General features: G+C 63.4%; 19 protein-coding genes and 1 tRNA gene. 11 read left to right on the top strand and 9 right to left on the bottom strand.

Annotated elements, in window-relative coordinates; translation table 11 throughout:
- The coding region (locus ACP7AU_RS13425; RefSeq protein ID WP_426051727.1) for a DDE-type integrase/transposase/recombinase at positions 1-433 on the top strand (433 nt) is incomplete at its 5' end.
- A gap of 67 nt (positions 434-500) precedes the next feature.
- Here the strand turns inward: ACP7AU_RS13425 and ACP7AU_RS13420 are convergent.
- The 4 genes from ACP7AU_RS13420 to ACP7AU_RS13405 all read right to left on the bottom strand — a co-directional run bounded on the left by ACP7AU_RS13420 (position 501) and on the right by ACP7AU_RS13405 (position 3023).
- On the bottom strand, positions 501-872 hold the full coding sequence (locus ACP7AU_RS13420; protein ID WP_426051726.1) for a hypothetical protein: 372 nt from the start codon (positions 870-872) through the stop codon (positions 501-503).
- A 441-nt stretch (positions 873-1313) separates the two neighbouring features.
- The gene (locus tag ACP7AU_RS13415; protein ID WP_426051725.1) at positions 1314-1613 is read right to left on the bottom strand and encodes a hypothetical protein; all 300 of its coding nucleotides are present in this window, start codon (positions 1611-1613) and stop codon (positions 1314-1316) included.
- Positions 1613-1816 (bottom strand): hypothetical protein, encoded by a 204-nt coding sequence (locus ACP7AU_RS13410; RefSeq protein ID WP_426051724.1) that lies wholly within the window; start codon positions 1814-1816, stop codon positions 1613-1615. Before ACP7AU_RS13410 ends, ACP7AU_RS13415 begins: the two co-directional genes overlap by 1 nt.
- A 10-nt stretch (positions 1817-1826) precedes the next feature.
- Positions 1827-3023, bottom strand: a complete 1197-nt coding sequence (locus tag ACP7AU_RS13405) for a tyrosine-type recombinase/integrase (protein WP_426051723.1) — start codon at positions 3021-3023, stop codon at positions 1827-1829.
- A 387-nt stretch (positions 3024-3410) separates the two neighbouring features.
- Here ACP7AU_RS13405 and ACP7AU_RS13400 point away from each other — a divergent pair, with 387 nt between their 5' ends.
- The 7 genes from ACP7AU_RS13400 to ACP7AU_RS13370 all read left to right on the top strand — a co-directional run bounded on the left by ACP7AU_RS13400 (position 3411) and on the right by ACP7AU_RS13370 (position 7686).
- Positions 3411-4631, top strand: a complete 1221-nt coding sequence (locus tag ACP7AU_RS13400) for a tyrosine-type recombinase/integrase (RefSeq protein WP_426051722.1) — start codon at positions 3411-3413, stop codon at positions 4629-4631.
- 614 nt (positions 4632-5245) lie between these two features.
- A complete protein-coding gene (locus ACP7AU_RS13395) occupies positions 5246-5434 on the top strand; it encodes a helix-turn-helix domain-containing protein (protein WP_426051721.1) in 189 nt (62 codons plus the stop codon).
- 184 nt (positions 5435-5618) lie between these two features.
- Positions 5619-5822, top strand: a complete 204-nt coding sequence (locus tag ACP7AU_RS13390) for a hypothetical protein (RefSeq protein ID WP_426051720.1) — start codon at positions 5619-5621, stop codon at positions 5820-5822.
- On the top strand, positions 5819-6109 hold the full coding sequence (locus ACP7AU_RS13385) for a hypothetical protein (protein ID WP_426051719.1): 291 nt from the start codon (positions 5819-5821) through the stop codon (positions 6107-6109). The genes ACP7AU_RS13390 and ACP7AU_RS13385 overlap by 4 nt, the downstream gene beginning before the upstream one ends.
- Positions 6110-6381: 272 nt before the next feature.
- A complete protein-coding gene (locus ACP7AU_RS13380; RefSeq protein ID WP_426051718.1) occupies positions 6382-6918 on the top strand; it encodes a hypothetical protein in 537 nt (178 codons plus the stop codon).
- A 2-nt stretch (positions 6919-6920) separates the two neighbouring features.
- Positions 6921-7601: a hypothetical protein gene (locus ACP7AU_RS13375; protein ID WP_426051730.1), complete on the top strand. Its 681-nt coding sequence runs from the start codon at positions 6921-6923 to the stop codon at positions 7599-7601.
- Positions 7546-7686: a hypothetical protein gene (locus tag ACP7AU_RS13370; protein WP_426051729.1), complete on the top strand. Its 141-nt coding sequence runs from the start codon at positions 7546-7548 to the stop codon at positions 7684-7686. Before ACP7AU_RS13375 ends, ACP7AU_RS13370 begins: the two co-directional genes overlap by 56 nt.
- Before the next feature lie 157 nt (positions 7687-7843).
- Here the strand turns inward: ACP7AU_RS13370 and ACP7AU_RS13365 are convergent, their stop codons facing one another.
- The 5 genes from ACP7AU_RS13365 to ACP7AU_RS13345 all read right to left on the bottom strand — a co-directional run bounded on the left by ACP7AU_RS13365 (position 7844) and on the right by ACP7AU_RS13345 (position 12273).
- Entirely contained in the window at positions 7844-8233 is a 390-nt protein-coding gene (locus tag ACP7AU_RS13365) for a BLUF domain-containing protein (RefSeq protein WP_426051728.1), read from the bottom strand.
- A gap of 372 nt (positions 8234-8605) precedes the next feature.
- A complete protein-coding gene (locus ACP7AU_RS13360) occupies positions 8606-9823 on the bottom strand; it encodes a cupin domain-containing protein (protein WP_426051717.1) in 1218 nt (405 codons plus the stop codon).
- 14 nt (positions 9824-9837) lie between these two features.
- The gene (locus ACP7AU_RS13355; protein WP_426051716.1) at positions 9838-10224 is read right to left on the bottom strand and encodes a hypothetical protein; all 387 of its coding nucleotides are present in this window, start codon (positions 10222-10224) and stop codon (positions 9838-9840) included.
- Between the two features lie 1171 nt (positions 10225-11395).
- Complete coding sequence (locus tag ACP7AU_RS13350) at positions 11396-11953, bottom strand: hypothetical protein (protein ID WP_426051715.1); 558 nt, start codon at positions 11951-11953, stop codon at positions 11396-11398.
- Between the two features lie 230 nt (positions 11954-12183).
- Positions 12184-12273 (bottom strand) — tRNA-Ser (locus tag ACP7AU_RS13345).
- 147 nt (positions 12274-12420) lie between these two features.
- On the opposite strand from ACP7AU_RS13345, the gene msrA reads away from it, so the two are divergent.
- The 3 genes from msrA (at position 12421) to ACP7AU_RS13330 (ending at position 16117) form a co-directional block, all read left to right on the top strand.
- Positions 12421-13068, top strand: coding sequence for a peptide-methionine (S)-S-oxide reductase MsrA (msrA, locus tag ACP7AU_RS13340; RefSeq protein ID WP_426051714.1), 648 nt, complete (start codon positions 12421-12423; stop codon positions 13066-13068).
- 18 nt (positions 13069-13086) lie between these two features.
- Positions 13087-13428: an MmcQ/YjbR family DNA-binding protein gene (locus ACP7AU_RS13335; RefSeq protein WP_426037682.1), complete on the top strand. Its 342-nt coding sequence runs from the start codon at positions 13087-13089 to the stop codon at positions 13426-13428.
- 115 nt (positions 13429-13543) lie between these two features.
- On the top strand, positions 13544-16117 hold the full coding sequence (locus ACP7AU_RS13330) for a TonB-dependent receptor (protein ID WP_426051713.1): 2574 nt from the start codon (positions 13544-13546) through the stop codon (positions 16115-16117).
- Positions 16118-16125 lie beyond the last annotated feature (8 nt).

The following is a 16125-nucleotide window of genomic DNA, read 5'->3' as shown; positions in this document are numbered from 1 at the left end:
GCGGATGTATCTGTGGCGGGCTGTCGATGACGAAGGCGAGGTCCTCGACCTCGTAGTCCAGCGCCGGCGGGACACGGAGGCCGCATTGAAGCTGCTCAGGCGTCTCCTTCATAATCAGCTGGTCGAGCCGCAAACGATCACGACGGACGGCCTGGCCTCATACGGCGCGGCGCTCGATGTCCTGGATCTCAGGCATTTGCACCGACCCGGCCGGCTTCGGGAGAACAATCGGGCAGAGAACTCACACCTTCCGATCCGACGACGAGAACGCCAGCAGCAGCGGTTCAAATCCCAAGCCTCAGCCCAGAAATTCCTCACCACCCACGCGGCGATCTACAACACGTTCAACATCCAGCGTCATCTGATCAGCAGACCCACCCTTCGGCGCTTCCGCGCCGAAGCCGATGCTGCATGGTCGGCTGCGGTCGCCTGATTTCGGCAGGTTGGGGAGCTTCTCAACCCGGCGCGGTTATCCTGACAGCGCCCTGATGCGGCATGGGCTAGATGCTTGGCATGATCCTCGGCAGAAGCAACTTCGCAGATGAAAGGGTGTGGGCAACCAGGAAGCAGCGGTTCCGGAACTTCGGAGCAATCATCGCGCAACGATCATGGCTGGCCGGGTCCTCACTCACGTAGATCACGAAGCCTTGTCGACTCGTCGCCCTGTTGAACGCCGCCGCGATCTGGTCGATCTCTGATGGGGTCGCCTGCTGATAGGCGCACCGGACGTCGATGATCCAATCCCAACCCGCGATTTTGGGGCGTCGGTCGAGCAGGTCGAGGATGGTAGCAGCCACCGTGATTCCGGGCTGAGGCGACGCGGCGGCGATGACGTATCTTCCGGATTCAACGATCGAAATAACTGCGGCCATTCGAACCGCATAGGGCAGTGGGGCGAAAAAAGGCTTAAGCCCGGCAGGGAACGCGGACGCTATCCGGAGATGCCTCGCTGAAAGCAACAAGCGGCGTAACCCTAGGTCGGATTGGCTTTCACAATCGGATGCATTCGCCAGCTGGCCTGACCGCCACTCCCCTCCACGTCCGCCTTGGTCGGACCACGACATTGGCACTGGGCCCGAGACCGGACATTCGCCCCAAGGCCCGAAAGCGGACCTTCTGGGCCGCCGTTAGGGGTCGAAAGTGGTCATCGGCTCAGAAACGCATACCCGCCGGTGGGAACCGCATTTCAATCTCGGGCTTCCTTGATCGGAGCCGGCCGATGCGAGACGTGGCCCGGCAATATGCGCGTCTCCGAGTGCAGGTGTTACGAACTGCGGATGTGGCCCCCGTTGTCTCCTGCGGCGGGGGTCATTTCAGCCGTCCTGTTCAGCCCTGGTCCGCGCCGACCTCGCCACGTCGTGTCGGTTGGTCGAGATCATGGGCGTGGTGGGCGTGCTCTTCCCCGGCGAGAACATGAACGGCAGCGTGCCGCCGCAGTAGGGGCACGGCGTCCTGCGATCCCATAGCCAGTAATCGGTGCCGTGCGCGGCCTTCATCGCCGCCAGATCGACGGGATGACGCCTCTGGCACCGCTCGCAATAGCGTTGCACGATCACGCCGTTGTCGATGCAGGCCCCGACCGTTCCGGCCCAGGTCGGTATGAGGCAGCCCATCAGACCGCGAGGCTGTTCGCCGGCCGTCGAAGGTTCAGCCGACGCGCCTGCATGCCGGCGGCGGTGATGTCGAACTCGCCGGGATGTCGGTCGCGGATCTCGCGCAACAGGGCGCGGGCGCCGACCAGGGCCTCGGGACCGCCCGCCATCATCAACAGCACCGCGTCCATCAGCTGGTCAGCGGTCTTCTTGTCGTCGTCCATCTCTTACCCTCTAAGCCACTGGTCGTGATGCGAACGGAATCACCTGTCCAGCCAGGCCCGTGCAGTAGTCAGCCCAGGCGTTCATGAGGGCCCGGCGCTTCTCCAGCGCGGTGCCGCGGCGGTAGGCGCGCTCCACCGCGTTGCCGACCTGGTGAGCCAAGGCTTCCTCAATGAGCTCTCGAGGGTAGCCGGTGCAGTCGCCTGCCCAATCGCGGAACGAGGATCGGAAGCCGTGCGGAGTGGCGTCTGGCACGTCGAGCTTCCTCAACACCATCGCCAGCGCCATGTCGGTCAGCGGCCCCTTGAGACCGGGGAAGATCAGACCCTGCCTCGTCGGCGGTGCGATCCGGTCGAGAACGGCCAGCGCGGGTTTCGACATCGGCACGACGTGCTCCCGGCCCGCCTTCATCCGTTCAGCCGGAATCCGCCAGAGGTCGCCTTCGATTTCCTCCCAGCGCGCGCCCCGAACCTCGCCTGATCGGGCGGCGGTGAAGATCAGGAACAGCAACGCCAGGGCCGAAACGCTGCGGCGCTCCGCCAGCCTGATCCGGAAAGCCGGGACGTCTGCATAGGGCATGGCGGCGTGGTGGCCTCTGATCCGCTTCCCGCGCTGCAAGAGCTGGTCGAGATGGCCGCGCCAGATCGCGGGGTTGTCTCCGGCACGGAAGCCTCTGACCTTGGCCGCGCTGAGGACCCGCTCAATGCGGGCCCGGACCCGGTTGGCCGTCTCGGGCTTCGTCGACCAGATTGGACGAAGGGCGGCGAGCACCATCTCGGTATCGACCTTGGCGACGTCCGCCTTCCAGATCGCAGGGGCGTTCTGCTTCAGCGACGCCTCCCACTGTGGCCGCTGCTTCGCGGACTTCCACTCCGGCTCCAGCGTGTCCATCAGCAGGGCGGCGACTTCTCCAAACGTCTTGCTTTCCGGCGGCGGGGTCAAGAGCGCGCGGCGGGCTTCGATCGGATCCAGACCTTTGCGGATCAGCTCGCGGGCATCGGCTGCGGCCGCACGGGCGTCGGCGATCTTGACGGTGTCAGCCGAGCCCAGACCGAGTTCGCGACGCTTGCCGAGGCGGGAATAGACATAGACCCAGCGCCGGCTCCCGGTCTCCTCGACGCGCACGTAAAGGCCTTGGCCGTCGCCATGCCACCCAGGCGCCAGCTTGGGCACCTCTCGCCACGACAGTTTGTTGATCGGCTTGGCCACGCACCCTCCAGAACGAAGGAAGAACATAGCACGACGTCAGAAGCGGACGCCGTCCTAAGGTCTGTCCTAAAGTCGTGCGCCGAAAGCGGGCGACGACCGGCGAAGGGAAGCGAAGTAAATGCCCACTGCGCAAGGGCCAGAGCGGATTGTCTGTGGATGGCGGCGAAGGCCTGCGAAGGGGGTTGTGGCGGACAGAGAGTCCCCCGAACGACTGATCCAGCTTGTCCGGCTTCGTCCCTAAAATGCCCACGTAGTCTAACTAACTGACTGCTAGGGCGGTTCGCCCGTCCCGTTTCGTCCGGTTGCGTTCCCCTAAAAACGGCGCATTATCGGGGAACGTATTTGGGAGCAGGGACGAAGTCGATGCCCAGAAAGCTGAGTAACGCCTTGACGCCGCTGGCGGTGAAGAACGCCAAGCCCGGGCGGCATGCCGATGGCGGGGGGCTGCATCTACTGGTGAAGGAGTCGGGCGCGCGCTCCTGGGTCTATCGCTTCATGCTGAAGGGCAAGGCCCGCGACGTCGGTCTGGGTGCCGCTGGACCCGGTGGCGTATCGCTCGCCAACGCTCGCGATCTGGCGGCGGTTCTGCGACTGAAGGTCAAGGCGGGGACCGACCCCCTCGCGGAACGCCAACAGCAGGCCGCTGAGGCCGTTGCAGCTGCCCAGAAGGCCACGATAGCCGGTATCACCTTCAAGGCCGTGGCCGAGCGCTATATCGCCGCCAACGAGGGCGGCTGGCGTAACGACAAACATAGGCAGCAGTGGCGTAACACCTTGGCCAACTACGTCTACCCCGTCATGGGTGACCTGCCCGTCGGCGACATCGGCACCGCCCATGTCCTTCAAATTCTTGAGGCGATCTGGACTGAAAAACCAGAGACCGCGAGCCGTGTTCGAGGGCGGATTGAGACTGTGCTCGACGCCGCCAAGGCACGGGGCTACCGGGACGGCGACAACCCCGCCCGCTGGCGGGGCCACATTGCACAAATCCTGCCTGCCCGCTCGCGTCTGACACGGGGCCACCATAGGGCCATGCCCTATGCCGACGTCCCGGCGTTCATGGCGAAGTTGCGCGACCGGCAGGCGACCTCTGCGCTGGCGCTGGAGTTTGTGATCCTGACCGCTGCCCGCACCAACGAGGTCTTGGGGGCTACCTGGGCCGAAGTCGAATTGGACAAGGGCCTCTGGACGATCCCCGGCGCTCGCATGAAGGCGGGTAAAGAACACCGGGTTCCTCTGTCGCCCCGCGCAGGCGAGATACTTCAGGCCGTCAAGCCGCTGGGCAAAGACAGCCTGTTTCCATCCGACGTCGGCGGCAAGCTGTCCTCGATGGCCATGACTATGCTGCTGCGCCGGATGGATGCCGACTGCACCGTGCACGGCTTCCGATCCAGCTTCCGGGACTGGGCCGCAGAATGCACCGCCTATGCGCACGAGGTCTGCGAGATGGCATTGGCACACACCATCGGCAACAAATCTGAAGCGGCCTACAGGCGCGGCGACCTGTTTGAAAAGCGGCGTCGGCTGATGGGAGAATGGGCGATCTACTGCGCGCACGACGGCGTGGCGGCGGCGACAGTGACGCCGATCCGAAGGTCAGGAGTTTAACGGTGCGCGGCGGTGGGAGGCCCGGTGCGGGGCGGAAACCTTTGCTCTCCCCGACTCAGCGGATGGCAGTGGGCTTCCAGTGCGAGGCCGCCTTTGAAAAGACTGCATTGCGCTTGGCGAAATTCGAGGCGGAAAAGTTCAGGAGAGGCGCACTCCAAGAGCCCGAGGACAGGCATGCTGCGAATATGTATGCGCAGATTCAGTCAATCCCTGTCGCAGGTCGAATGGCCTGGACGAGTCACAGGGCCGACCAGCTCGAGCAGTTCAGCTACGATTTTGATGCGACCCTCCGCGTTGCGGGGAGGCTTGATCCGAAGGACGAGGGACGTCCCATCCTTCGCGTGACCGTGAGGAGACCGGCCGGGGTGCGCCAGGTGATCTTCGACGATGTTGCGAGCGATTGGTCTCAGCGAATCGGGCGGCCGATAAGCCGTTCAACGGTCATAAGGTGCTGGGAAGAGGCCCGCGCCATGTTGCGCCGGATGGCCTCAGAAGGCGACGCTGACTGAGTTCTTTGATTTTTGGGTAGCGCTACGGAAGCCGAGTTTGGCGGTCAGCTAGCACTCGTCCCGATGCGGCCGTGCAATCTCGCAGGGACGCAGTGGGCTCTCAAAATGCATACTCCAATCACGGTCACGGTCCCTGAGGCTGTCAGGGTATCAGGCATCTCGCGCACCGGCGTCTATGAGGCGTTGAAGCGTGGCGATCTCACCGCCCGGAAGGCCGGACGACGGACGTTGATCTCGTTCAGCGATCTGGAAGCCTACCTGTCGCGCCTCCCCACCTATCAGGCGGGGGCATGAGCGATGAGGCCGACATGGCGAAACCCCGGCGGGCAGGCCGGGGTTTCTGGAAGCGTTTCGCGCGACAAGTCGCAACATCAACTTACCGGTTCGGACTGGCGCGAGCAACTGCTCGTCTCCAGGCTGGGCCTCTCGCCATGCAGGGCTCGGCTGACATGCCTGCTCTGTTTCGGGGAGGGCCGCGATGACTGACTGTCCTTTCCCCGACCACCGGACGGCAGCGCTGGCGCTGCTGAATGGGGACCACAGGCTCAGCAGGAAGGCGGGTCAGTTCCTGGGTCAACTGGCTGTTGACCCCGCGCCGTTGAGCCCGGCGCAGGAGAACTGGCTCGCCAAGCTGCTGGTGCGGGCGAGCCTGCCGATCCTGGTGGTGGAGGGTGGTCAATGAAAGACTACCCCGACCACCCGGGCCACCGGGGCGTCTCGACGTCCGTCGAGGCCGCGAACGATCTGGCTCCCCGCCTGGGCAAGCTCCAGAAACTTGTCCTCGACGCCGTTGTCGAAGCTTGCCCTGTCGGTCTCACGGCCGACGAACTCGCCGCCAAGATCCACATGGATCGGTGGTCAGTTCAGCCTCGCACCACCGAGTTGAAGCTGAAGGGGCTCATCCTGGACAGCGGACGGCGCCGGCCCAATTTCACCGGCAAAAAGGCCATTGTCTGGGTGGCCGCCTGATGTCGAACGCCATGCTCATTGAGACCGAGCGTGGCGAGGCTTTGAAACTTCACCGGAGGGCGACTTTCGGTGAAGTTTCAAACAGAGCTCGCACTCCCGAAAACCCCGCCGCCACGACGTCCTCGTCGGAGCCCGGGGCAGCCCGCATAAGTAATCTTATAATAGGTGGGTCCGCCGATTCCGCTGTTGAAGGAGGCCGAGGCAGGGGCGGGGCTCACAACCACAAGCACCGCACCAGCCTCGGCCTTACCCCGCAACAGGTCTCCAACCTCGTGGCTGCTGCGGCGCACGCCACATCGATTGGCCTGCCGTTCACCCGGATGGTCACCGTCCACTGGCAGGCGGCGGGCCTGCCGTTGTCGGCCATGACGTCGGCGACGGGGCGGTTCCTCGACCTTCTGACCAAGGCCCTGGCGCGTTCGGGGTCGCGCACGAGCTGGATCTGGGTTCACGAAAACGGCGACGAGAAGGGCGGGCATTGCCACCTGATGTTCCATGTTCCGGCCCGCCTTGTCGGCAAACTCAATCGTCTGGCGATCAAGTGGCTGGGCATCATCACCGGCCGGCCATATCGCGCCCGGGTAATCCGTAGCAGGCCGATCGGCGGGCGTCTGGGCATCGAGGTCAGCCAGCCCGAACTCCACCTCGTAAACCTGGATGCGGCGATGGCCTATGTTCTCAAGGGCGCGACGCCGGTGGCCGGAAAGCTGTTTGGCCTCGATCGCCTCGACCCCGGTGGCCTCGTCGTCGGAAGGCGCTGTTCCACCTCTCAAAACATTGGCGCGAAGGCGCGAAAGGAAAGGATGTAGCTATGGCTGCGAAGAGAAGGTCCGTCGGCCCGATGAGGCCCAACCCCGCAATGAACGTCGAGCAGACCACCGCCGAAACGGGCGCTCAGGCTCTAGCTCGCTGCCTGCTCAGACCGGAGGGCAGACACGCAGTGGCGGCCTCGGCCTTCGCTACGCCGTTGATCGCCATCAATGAGAAGCCCGGGATCGGGGACTTCATCGACCATGTGAAAGCCGTATCGGACAGGGCGGAAGCCGGCGACGTCGCCGTCGCCAGCAGGATGCTCGCGTCCCAGGCCCTGACACTCGACGCCATGTTCACCGAGCTTGCTCGCAGAGCCGCTGCCAACATCGGTGAGCACCTGCTGGCGGCAGACCGCTATGCCCGACTGGCGATGAAGGCGCAGAGCAACTGCCGGGCGACGCTGGAGGCTCTGGCGCGGCTTCACCAGCCCCGTGAGCAGACGGTCCGCCACGTCCATGTCAATGACGGTGGTCAAGCCATCGTGGCCGATCATTTCCACCACCACCGGGGGGCTGAGGAAAATGCAGTTTCAAGCGAACAATCCCATGCAGCCGGACCGGCTGGCGAATGCGCCGCGCTGCCTCGCAATGACGCGGCAGGGCAGGCCGTGCCAGTCCCCGACGGTGTCCGGCCGGAAAAGGTGTCGAATGCACGGAGGGACGAATCCGGGGGCACCTAGAGGCAACCGCAATGCTTGGAAGCATGGGGGCTATTCGGCGGAGGCGAAGGCGACCGCGCGTTTCCTAGCCTCAGTCGCGGGCTGAATGTCCGCTTCCCGCCTGACAGGCGATGACCGAGTCCGACCCATAGCGGACATCCGGCCACGGCTTGGAGATCAGCCGAGTTTCTGCAAATCCCGACTCATCACTGCACGTCTCCCCCTCCGGGTGCCGACGCTGTTCTACGCCTCGACAGTCTCATTCAGACCCTGCCTGAGTAGACGACTTCCATTAGGCCAAGCAGCGCGGCGTCTGGATTGACGCGGCACCCATCGATCAGGCGCACAAGGTCATCACCGAGGGCCGGTGTAATCCTTGCGCTCGCTAGAGACCAGCCTTCGAACATCCGTGCCTTGACCCGACGGCGCTGAAGCACAGCGATTTCCGTATGTCGAGTGTCAGCCTCTAGCCGGCCAAGTAGTCGGTCTAGATTGTGGGGGGGACCCTCTACGACGTGAAGGAACCAGCCGTCACTCACTGCCAATGCCCCGGTCAGTTGGTCGCGCTCATTGTTTCTTTGCGAGACTGCCAGAATGTCTGTCAGGAGCGTCAGTGAACCGGTGGGAACGGTCGCCCGGCTGCAATAAATCACACGTTCGAGACTGTCCAAGACCGCTCCGATTGTCAGGCGGCGACAATGCCGGCCTCACGCCCATCATGGCCAAAGCGACGAAATCGTTGAGAAGTTCCATGGGCCAGTCCCTAGGCTCTGTTTCCTAGCCCAGCTAAACCCGACTATCCTGTTTCACCCGGCCGTATGTCCGCTCCCCACCTAAGCGACGGACTGCTCCCGACCCATAGCGGACATTACGACCGCCCAAAAAAGTGCGCTGAGGCAACCCTGCCCACCTTCAACATCCAGCGTCACCTCATCAGGAGACCATTCTTCGCCGTTTACTGGCCGAGGCTGAAGCGACCTGGGCACCTTCTGCTGCCTAATTTCAGCCAGGGTACGGCGCGGTTTTCAACTTGGCGCGGTTAAACTGGCAGCACCACGGTGGTCCCATGGCCGCGGAGTGACTGCTGATAAACGACCAACGAGACCGGCGGTCATCAACCGTTCCACTACATCGGAAGCCTCCGGATGGTTGAGCTGCGTCAAGGTGAAGGGCTCGCCAGACAAGATTTTGCAAACGAGGTCGAAAGGGGCTCGTCCGAAACGGAAGTCTGAACCTGGGCCCAAGACGCGCACACCCTCACTCGCCGCCGCGATACGAATGAAGGCTGGTCGAGCGACATATACAGCCGAGGGAGAAACCCGGTTCGAGGATATCGCTTCCGCGATATCCGGCTCTCGGGAACGAATGAAGTTTTCCCTTAGCGTCTCCCAAGCCTTTGTCGGTGTGGCAGCAGCGCTCAAGCGTGTCGCCAGCAGCTCGAAAACCGGTTGTAGCCGGGACGGCTCGAACTGCTGTTTAGCGTAGTCATGAGGCAACGCTTTTCGGAAGGCATGATCCTTGAGGCACACTTCAGAGACAGCCTCCAGCATAAGGTCCGCCCAAGTGCGGGCGATGAGACCTACGGTAATATGGAGGGAAGGAGTGTCGCCGAGATTCGCCGCGTCGTGGAAAAATCCGCGAGGAATGTAGGCACAATCGCCTTGGCGCAGTACGAAACTGTGACTGGGCTCTCCGACCGCATGCTCGCCGGACCGGAATTTCTCGCCTCGGTAAGGAGAAGCGGCAGGCTCACTATAGAGCCGCCAAGTCTTTTCACCCGCTACCTGAAGGACAAAAACGTCATGGCTGTCGTAGTGGGTGCGAAAACCTTGTTCGCGTGGAGGCGTCAGATAGATGTTGGTTTGTATATGGCATGACAGGTCCTGCTCTAGCGCGCGGCAGAAGTCGGCCAGCCGCTTGTCACTATGCTGCAGCTGGTTGACTACAAGTGTTGCCCCGTTGCGATAGCCGCGCGTTAGCGCTACGCGGTCGACGATGCCGTTCTTGACGTAGTCTGACCGATCAATGGGCGAGCGCGCGTTGGTCATCTCGACCATACCATCCCGTAGATCCATCTCCGCAAGGCGGTCGTTCAACCGCTCCAGCGTTAGCAGGGCGTCAAAACGGTCTACGTCGCCACCGCTATGGATTAGTGGCTTCTGTTCGTAGGCTTCCAGAAAAAAATCGGAATCCGGGACGCCCACCATCCATTCGATCACGCCTGACGTGGTTGCGGCGCTCATAAGAACTGATTTGCTCAGCGGGGCCCGCGGCCCTGATTGGCCCGGTCCGAACTATCGCTGTCGGTGACCCCGGTCGTGTTTCTCCCCTGCCCGACACGGTCTGTACTATCGCTGTCGCTTTGACCGGTCATGTTTCGGCCTTGGCCGGACCTGTCGGTGGAGTCGTTGTCGCTTTCGCCGGTCATGTTTCGACCTTGACCGGACCTGTCGGTGGAGTCGTTGTCGCTTTGGCCGGTCATGTTTCGGCCATGACCGGACCTGTCGGTGGAGTCGTTGTCGCTCTCGCCGGTCATGTTTCGGCCTTGGCCGGACCTGTCGGTGGAGTCGTTGTCGCTCTCGCCGGTCATGTTTCGGCCTTGGCCGGACCTGTCGGTGGAATCGTTGTCGCTCTCGCCGGTCATGTTGCGACCCTGCCCGACGCCATCGGTGGGATCGTTATCACTAACGCCCGTTCCGCGACCACGTCCGACCCCATCGCTTGGATCAGAGTCAGTTGGTCCTGCTTGCTGCGCCAGAGCTTGCCCACCGATGACAGTCGCCAACGCGCCGCTCGATAGGCCGGCACCAGCAACTCTCACCAAAAATGATCGTCGACTTAAATCTGACAACTGAAACTCCCCCTTCGCCTCCCCAAGGCAAACACATCGTCTCGCGCCCCAGCAGACCTGTCAAGAGGCGCTGCCGACCCAGAGCAGACTCTCCAAAGCCTATGTACGCTTCGCAATACACGCCATTCGCGAGGAAGTCAGAATGGGGCAAAGCGATACTGAAGCGCCATGTAGTCTCCTAATACTGAAGATGGCACAGCCAGTGAGCAGTCAGCATGCCAGTTTTTAAGGTGCACAATTTGGCGACACGACGACGTCACCTCCGTCATTAGTCTGCAACCTTCTCAATCTTGCGTCTGCGTTTAGTTTTGAACTTTCAGGGACTACAAGTATTCGTCCTGGCTATCGGCGCTCATTACGGTAAGCATACAGACATGTGCCTGACCCGTTCGTTCTGAACGACCTTACCGTAGCTTCTGAGCCGAATTGCTGCACCACCCGGCGGCGATATTCAGCGATCGATATAATAGCACTGGCTCCGGTCAAGCGGTGAGGCCCGTCATAGCCGAGGTCTTGCCCTCTAGAACTAGCGACAAAAATATACACCTCCACGCCATCTTGAAGGGCTACAGGCATTCTCGTGGCCGATGGGCCGTCATTGGATGCAACAGGGACGGTGAGGACGTCGGGCCGGGTAGTTGATTCCGCCAGCCCGTGGCCGTTCCCCAACAACAGCCATGCGGCGGTGGCTAACACGACTTCATGCTTCATCGTTTCCTCCTGGATCCCACATTGTAATTGCCACACCTGGGTGTGACTTGCCAAACCCGTGAAGGTGGATTGCGTGGCGGCGTAGTGACTGTCCGCTACCCACCCCTAGCCGACCCTCAGAGGGTCCGCTTTCGGGCGATGGACCGAATGTCAGGTTCCGGGAGCCCCGGCGATGACCACCGTCAACCCAAAAAGGTCCGCCTAAGGGGTTTTCACTCGTGAGGGGGCCTCGGGCATACGTGCTGGAAGACCGTCAGCGGTCACTGAGCAACAAGGCGTCGATGCATTCAGACCAATCCGACACTTTTTCGGGCGATTGGCTCATGTCGATCTCGATTGGCACCCCGCCGGATCCTCCTTCACGCTGATAAGCAAACGAGAACTTGCCTGCAGTCATTATCCTGACGATCGAGTTGGTGACTTGCTCACCTAAGCGAAAGCCAAAAAGTCCAAACCCTGAAGTTTCAGACCCCATTTGATGCTGAGCTTCGTCCACTGACGTGGCCAAACCATTCACAAGATAGGCGTCGCTTGGTGCTGTGTGGGCACCGCCAATCTCATCAATGAAGCCCAGCTTTAATACAGCTGAAACTCGGCCGGGCCCGAAGTTATAAATCTGAAAGCTGCCGTCCAATAACACTGGCCGTCCACCGGCGTACATCGTGTCGTATTGGATGACTTGGAAGTTTACAGCGCACCCTTGAAGCACCCCATCGGCAAAGCGAGGGACAACCGCTACCTCTTGGATCGACGGTGACTGCTGAGCCTGAGCCAATGCGGGCGCTGACAGCCCAAAAGTCCCGGCGATCACAGCACAGCAGACTCTCGATAAGCGCCCCATGCGTCATAGTCCCTGCACTAGGTCCCTCGTCAAGCGCGGACGGCACAGCTGGTAGGGCCTAACCGGAAGCGGTCTCCTTCAAGGTCTGGATTAGGTCGGCTTCGGCCATTGCCCTGAAAGCCTAGCGGGCCTTGGTTTGGGGAGCCATTATGGGAGCGCCCCCTTCATCTTAATTTTATATGATGAAAATCAATGAGTAGTGGCGGACAGAGAGGGATTCGAACCCTCGGTAGGCTTTCACCTACACACGCTTTCCAAGCGTGCGCGATCGACCACTCCGCCACCTGTCCGTTTCACCACGAGGGCTAACGCCCGGGAGGTCGCCCGGGGAGGGAGGCTGATAGAACGGCCGGGCGCTCTGGGCAAGCGCCGCGCTGGTCAAAACCGCGGGGCCTTCCCATATGATCGCCATGTCCCTTTTCTCACGGATCGCATCCATGCTGAGCCACAAGACCACCCTGCCCACCGCCGCCACGGCCCTGCCCGGCCGGTCGACGCCGCTGGCGACCGATCAGGTCCATTTCGTCAACGGCCGCCCGCTGAAGGGGCCGCATCCCGAAGGGTTCGAGACCGCCGTGTTCGGCATGGGCTGTTTCTGGGGCGTGGAGCGCAAATTCTGGTCGCTGCCGGGCGTCTGGGTCACGGCCGTGGGCTATTCGGGCGGGGTCACGCCCAACCCGACCTATGAGGAGACCTGCACCGGGCTGACCGGCCAGACCGAGGTGGTCCAGGTCGTCTTCAATCCGGCCGAAATCTCCTATGCCGAACTGCTGAAGACCTTCTGGGAGGGGCACGATCCGACCCAGGGCATGCGCCAGGGCAATGACGTCGGTTCGACCTATCGGTCGGCCATCTACACTCTGAACGACGCGCAGCGTCAGGAAGCCGAGGCGTCGCGCGACGCCTATCAGGGCGCCCTGACCAAGGCCGGTCGCGGCGAGATCACGACCGAGATCACCGGGGCCGGACCCTTCTATTTCGCCGAGGGCTATCACCAGGGCTATCTGGCCAAGAACCCCGAGGGCTACTGCGGCATCGGCGGGACGGGCGTCATCTGCCCGATCGGCGTCGGCGTCGAGGCCTGAGGTTGGCCTCGTCCTTTCATGGATAGGGCGGGCATAGGTAAAGTCTGCCTGGCCCTGCCCGGGGTCACGCTCGACCATCCGTTCGCCGACCATCACGACGCCTACCGGATCGGCGGCAAGATGTTCGTAATGGCCGGCGAACAGGGCGGGGTGTCGTTCAAGGTCTCGGAGATCGCTTATGAGGTCCTGACCGAGACCGGCAGGGCGCGCCCGGCGCCCTATCTTGCCCGGGCGAAGTGGGTGAACCTGCCCCATCCCGAGGCCTGGGATGACGACGAACTGGCCGAGCATTTCGCCATCGCCCACCGGATTGTGGCGGCGAAACTGACCAAGAAGGCGCGGGCCGGACTGGGCCTCTGAGACCATTCGGCGACGAGCCGTCCGAACCCGCCCCAAGCGTCACCGCTCCATCATCGCCCCGTCGCTCGGGCGCCGCCAAGCTTGGCTAGAGAGCAGGACAGCAACAGGGGCTGTCATGTTCAATCGCACTCATTCCAGAACCATTCTTATGGGCTGCGCCGCCGCGTGCGCGCTGGCTACCTCCGCCAACGCCCAGGTGTCGGAGGACCAGACGTCCCAGCTGGAAGAGGTGATCGTCACCGCCCAGCTGCGCGCCCAGGACCCGATCGAGGTCCCGTTTGCCCTGACCGCCTACAGCGGCGAGTTCCTGGACGGGCTCGGCGTTCAGGACTTCGAGGAGCTGTCGGCTTTCGTGCCCGGCCTGCTGGTCCAGAACCAGTCGCCGAACAATCCGGGCTTCGTGATCCGCGGCCTGACGTCGGACTCGACCGGCGCCTCCGATGAGCCGCGCGTGTCGATCTACCAGGACGGCGTCTCCATCTCGCGCGCGCCGGGCGCCTTCGTCGAACTGTTCGATGTCGACCGGGTCGAGGTCTCCAAGGGCCCCCAATCGACTCTGTACGGGCGCGGCGCCCTGATCGGCGCGATCAATGTGATCCAGACCAAGGCTGATCTCGACGGCTTCGCCGCCGAGGGCCGCGCCGCCATCGGCAACTACGACTATCGCATGGTCGAGCTGATGCTGAACGCGCCGGTCGGCGACACGGCCGCCTTCCGCTTCGCCACCCGCATGAAGACCCGCGACGGCTATGTCGAGAACCTGCTGGACGCTCGCAACTACAACGGCATCGATACCCAGGCCTTCCGCGCCCTGGCCGCCTTCGAGCCGACCGACGCCCTGCGGGTCGACGTGATCGCCAACTACCAGCAGGACACGCCCTCGGGCGTCAGCTTCCGCTCGATCTATTACAACCCGCAGGATCCGAACACGGGCGCGGTCCTGGGCACGGACCGCAATCCCGGCTCTCCCGCCGCCCTGACGCCGGGGTCGAATATCCCGGGCGGCAGCGAACTGGGCATCGACCGCGAAGTCTGGGGCGTGACCGGTCTTGTCCGCTATGACCTGTCGGACAGCCTGACGCTGAACTCGGTCAGCGCCTATCGCACCTTCGAGACGGCCGAGACCTTCGACCCGGACGGCATCTCCCTGCCGATCCTGACCGGCATCGGCATCTCCGACGGCGAGCAGTGGAGCCAGGAGCTCCGCGTGAACTGGGATAACGGCGGCGCCTTCTCCGGCTTCGTCGGCGCCAGCTATTTCCGCGAAGAGAACCAGTCGTCCTCGCCGATCGAGATCGACGAACGCCTGGCCCTGGCCCAGCTGGCGGGCATCCTGGACGGCACGCCGCTGGCCGTCCTGCCGACCGCCCTGCCCCGCTCGGTCTATGGGTCGCAAGCCTTCCTGCAGCCGCTGCTGGCGGGGCTCGGCATCCCGACCGCGGCCCGCGCCGGGATCGCCAACAACCTGAAGGCCAGCCACATCGAGACGGCCGCCACCAACACCGAACTGCAGTCGTTCGACGTCTTCGGCGACCTGACCTGGAAGCCCTCCGACCGGCTCGAGTTCGCCGCCGGCGTTCGCTACACCTCGGATGAGAAGACCACGGCGTTCGGCTCCTCGGTCCTGAACGGCCGTTCCATCGCCGGGGGCCTGCTGGCGGTGCAGCAGCTGCAGGGCCAGATCAACGCCCTGATCGCGGTCGGCACCCCGGCCGCCCTGGCGCAGGCAGGCGCGCTCGGCGCCTTCGCCAACGGTCTGGTGACACAGCTGGCCACCCCGGGCGCCGCCAACGCGCCCGCGTCCGCGGCCTTCCCGCTGTTCGGCCTGACCTTCCAGCCCACGGCCGGCAACGGCGGCGTCACCGCTCGCGACCTGAAGGACGACGGCCTGACCTACCGCCTGACCGGCCGCTACGCCGTCTCGGACCACGCCAGCCTCTACGCCACCTACGCCCGCGGCCGGCGCCCGGCCGTGCTGGCCGTAACCGTGCCCTCGCCCCCCTACGGCGCGCCGATCTTTACCGAGGTCCCGGCCGAGACCGTCGATAGCTACGAAGCCGGCTTCAAGTCGGCGCTGATGGATCGCCGCGTCCGCCTGGACGGCGCGGTCTATTTCTACAGCTATGAAAACTTCCAGACGACCGAGCAGGTCGGCACCCAGTTCATCACCACCAACGCCGGTGAAGCCGAGGCCTATGGCTTCGAGGGCCAGGCCAGCTGGATGGCGAGCGACTGGCTCGATCTGTTCGCCACCTATGGCTACAACCACGCCCGCTTCCAGACGGGCGCCCGAGACGGCAACCGCCTGCGCCTGTCGCCCGACCACCGCGTCTCGATCGGCGCCCTGGTGAGCCTGCCCGTCACAGGCGGCACCTTCGAAATCCAGCCGACCTATAGCTGGCAGTCGGAGGTCTTCTTCGACGACAACAATGACCGGACCAACCTGCAGACCACCGGCTTCGTGCCCGACCGGATCGTCGACGAGTTCCAGGACAGCTACGGCCTGCTGAACCTGCGGGTCCGCTATGTCCCCGACGGCGCGAACTGGTCGGTCGAGGCGTTCGGCGACAACCTGCTGGACGAAGAGTTCATCAAGGACGCCGGCAACACCGGCGACAGCCTCGGCCTGCCGACCTTCATTGCCGGCGAGCCCCGGACCTACGGCGCGACCGTCACGGTCCGCTACTGAACCTTTAC

The sequence above is a fragment of the Brevundimonas sp. SL161 genome, assembly GCF_049896985.1.
Classification (GTDB): Bacteria; Pseudomonadota; Alphaproteobacteria; order Caulobacterales; family Caulobacteraceae; genus Brevundimonas.
Note: the sequence above shows the minus strand (reverse complement) of the source record. Positions and strands in the feature narration are given on the sequence as shown.

Coding starts and splice junctions, on each gene's coding strand:
- ACP7AU_RS13420 (WP_426051726.1), bottom strand. CDS start 872: ATGGCCGCAGTTATTTCGATCGTTGAATCCGGAAGATACGTCATCGCC.
- ACP7AU_RS13360 (WP_426051717.1), bottom strand. CDS start 9,823: ATGAGCGCCGCAACCACGTCAGGCGTGATCGAATGGATGGTGGGCGTC.
- ACP7AU_RS13415 (WP_426051725.1), bottom strand. CDS start 1,613: ATGGGCTGCCTCATACCGACCTGGGCCGGAACGGTCGGGGCCTGCATC.
- ACP7AU_RS13355 (WP_426051716.1), bottom strand. CDS start 10,224: ATGACCGGCGAGAGCGACAACGATTCCACCGACAGGTCCGGCCAAGGC.
- msrA (WP_426051714.1), top strand. CDS start 12,421: ATGCTGAGCCACAAGACCACCCTGCCCACCGCCGCCACGGCCCTGCCC.
- ACP7AU_RS13410 (WP_426051724.1), bottom strand. CDS start 1,816: ATGGACGACGACAAGAAGACCGCTGACCAGCTGATGGACGCGGTGCTG.
- ACP7AU_RS13330 (WP_426051713.1), top strand. CDS start 13,544: ATGTTCAATCGCACTCATTCCAGAACCATTCTTATGGGCTGCGCCGCC.
- ACP7AU_RS13395 (WP_426051721.1), top strand. CDS start 5,246: ATGCATACTCCAATCACGGTCACGGTCCCTGAGGCTGTCAGGGTATCA.
- ACP7AU_RS13390 (WP_426051720.1), top strand. CDS start 5,619: ATGACTGACTGTCCTTTCCCCGACCACCGGACGGCAGCGCTGGCGCTG.
- ACP7AU_RS13385 (WP_426051719.1), top strand. CDS start 5,819: ATGAAAGACTACCCCGACCACCCGGGCCACCGGGGCGTCTCGACGTCC.
- ACP7AU_RS13335 (WP_426037682.1), top strand. CDS start 13,087: ATGGATAGGGCGGGCATAGGTAAAGTCTGCCTGGCCCTGCCCGGGGTC.
- ACP7AU_RS13375 (WP_426051730.1), top strand. CDS start 6,921: ATGGCTGCGAAGAGAAGGTCCGTCGGCCCGATGAGGCCCAACCCCGCA.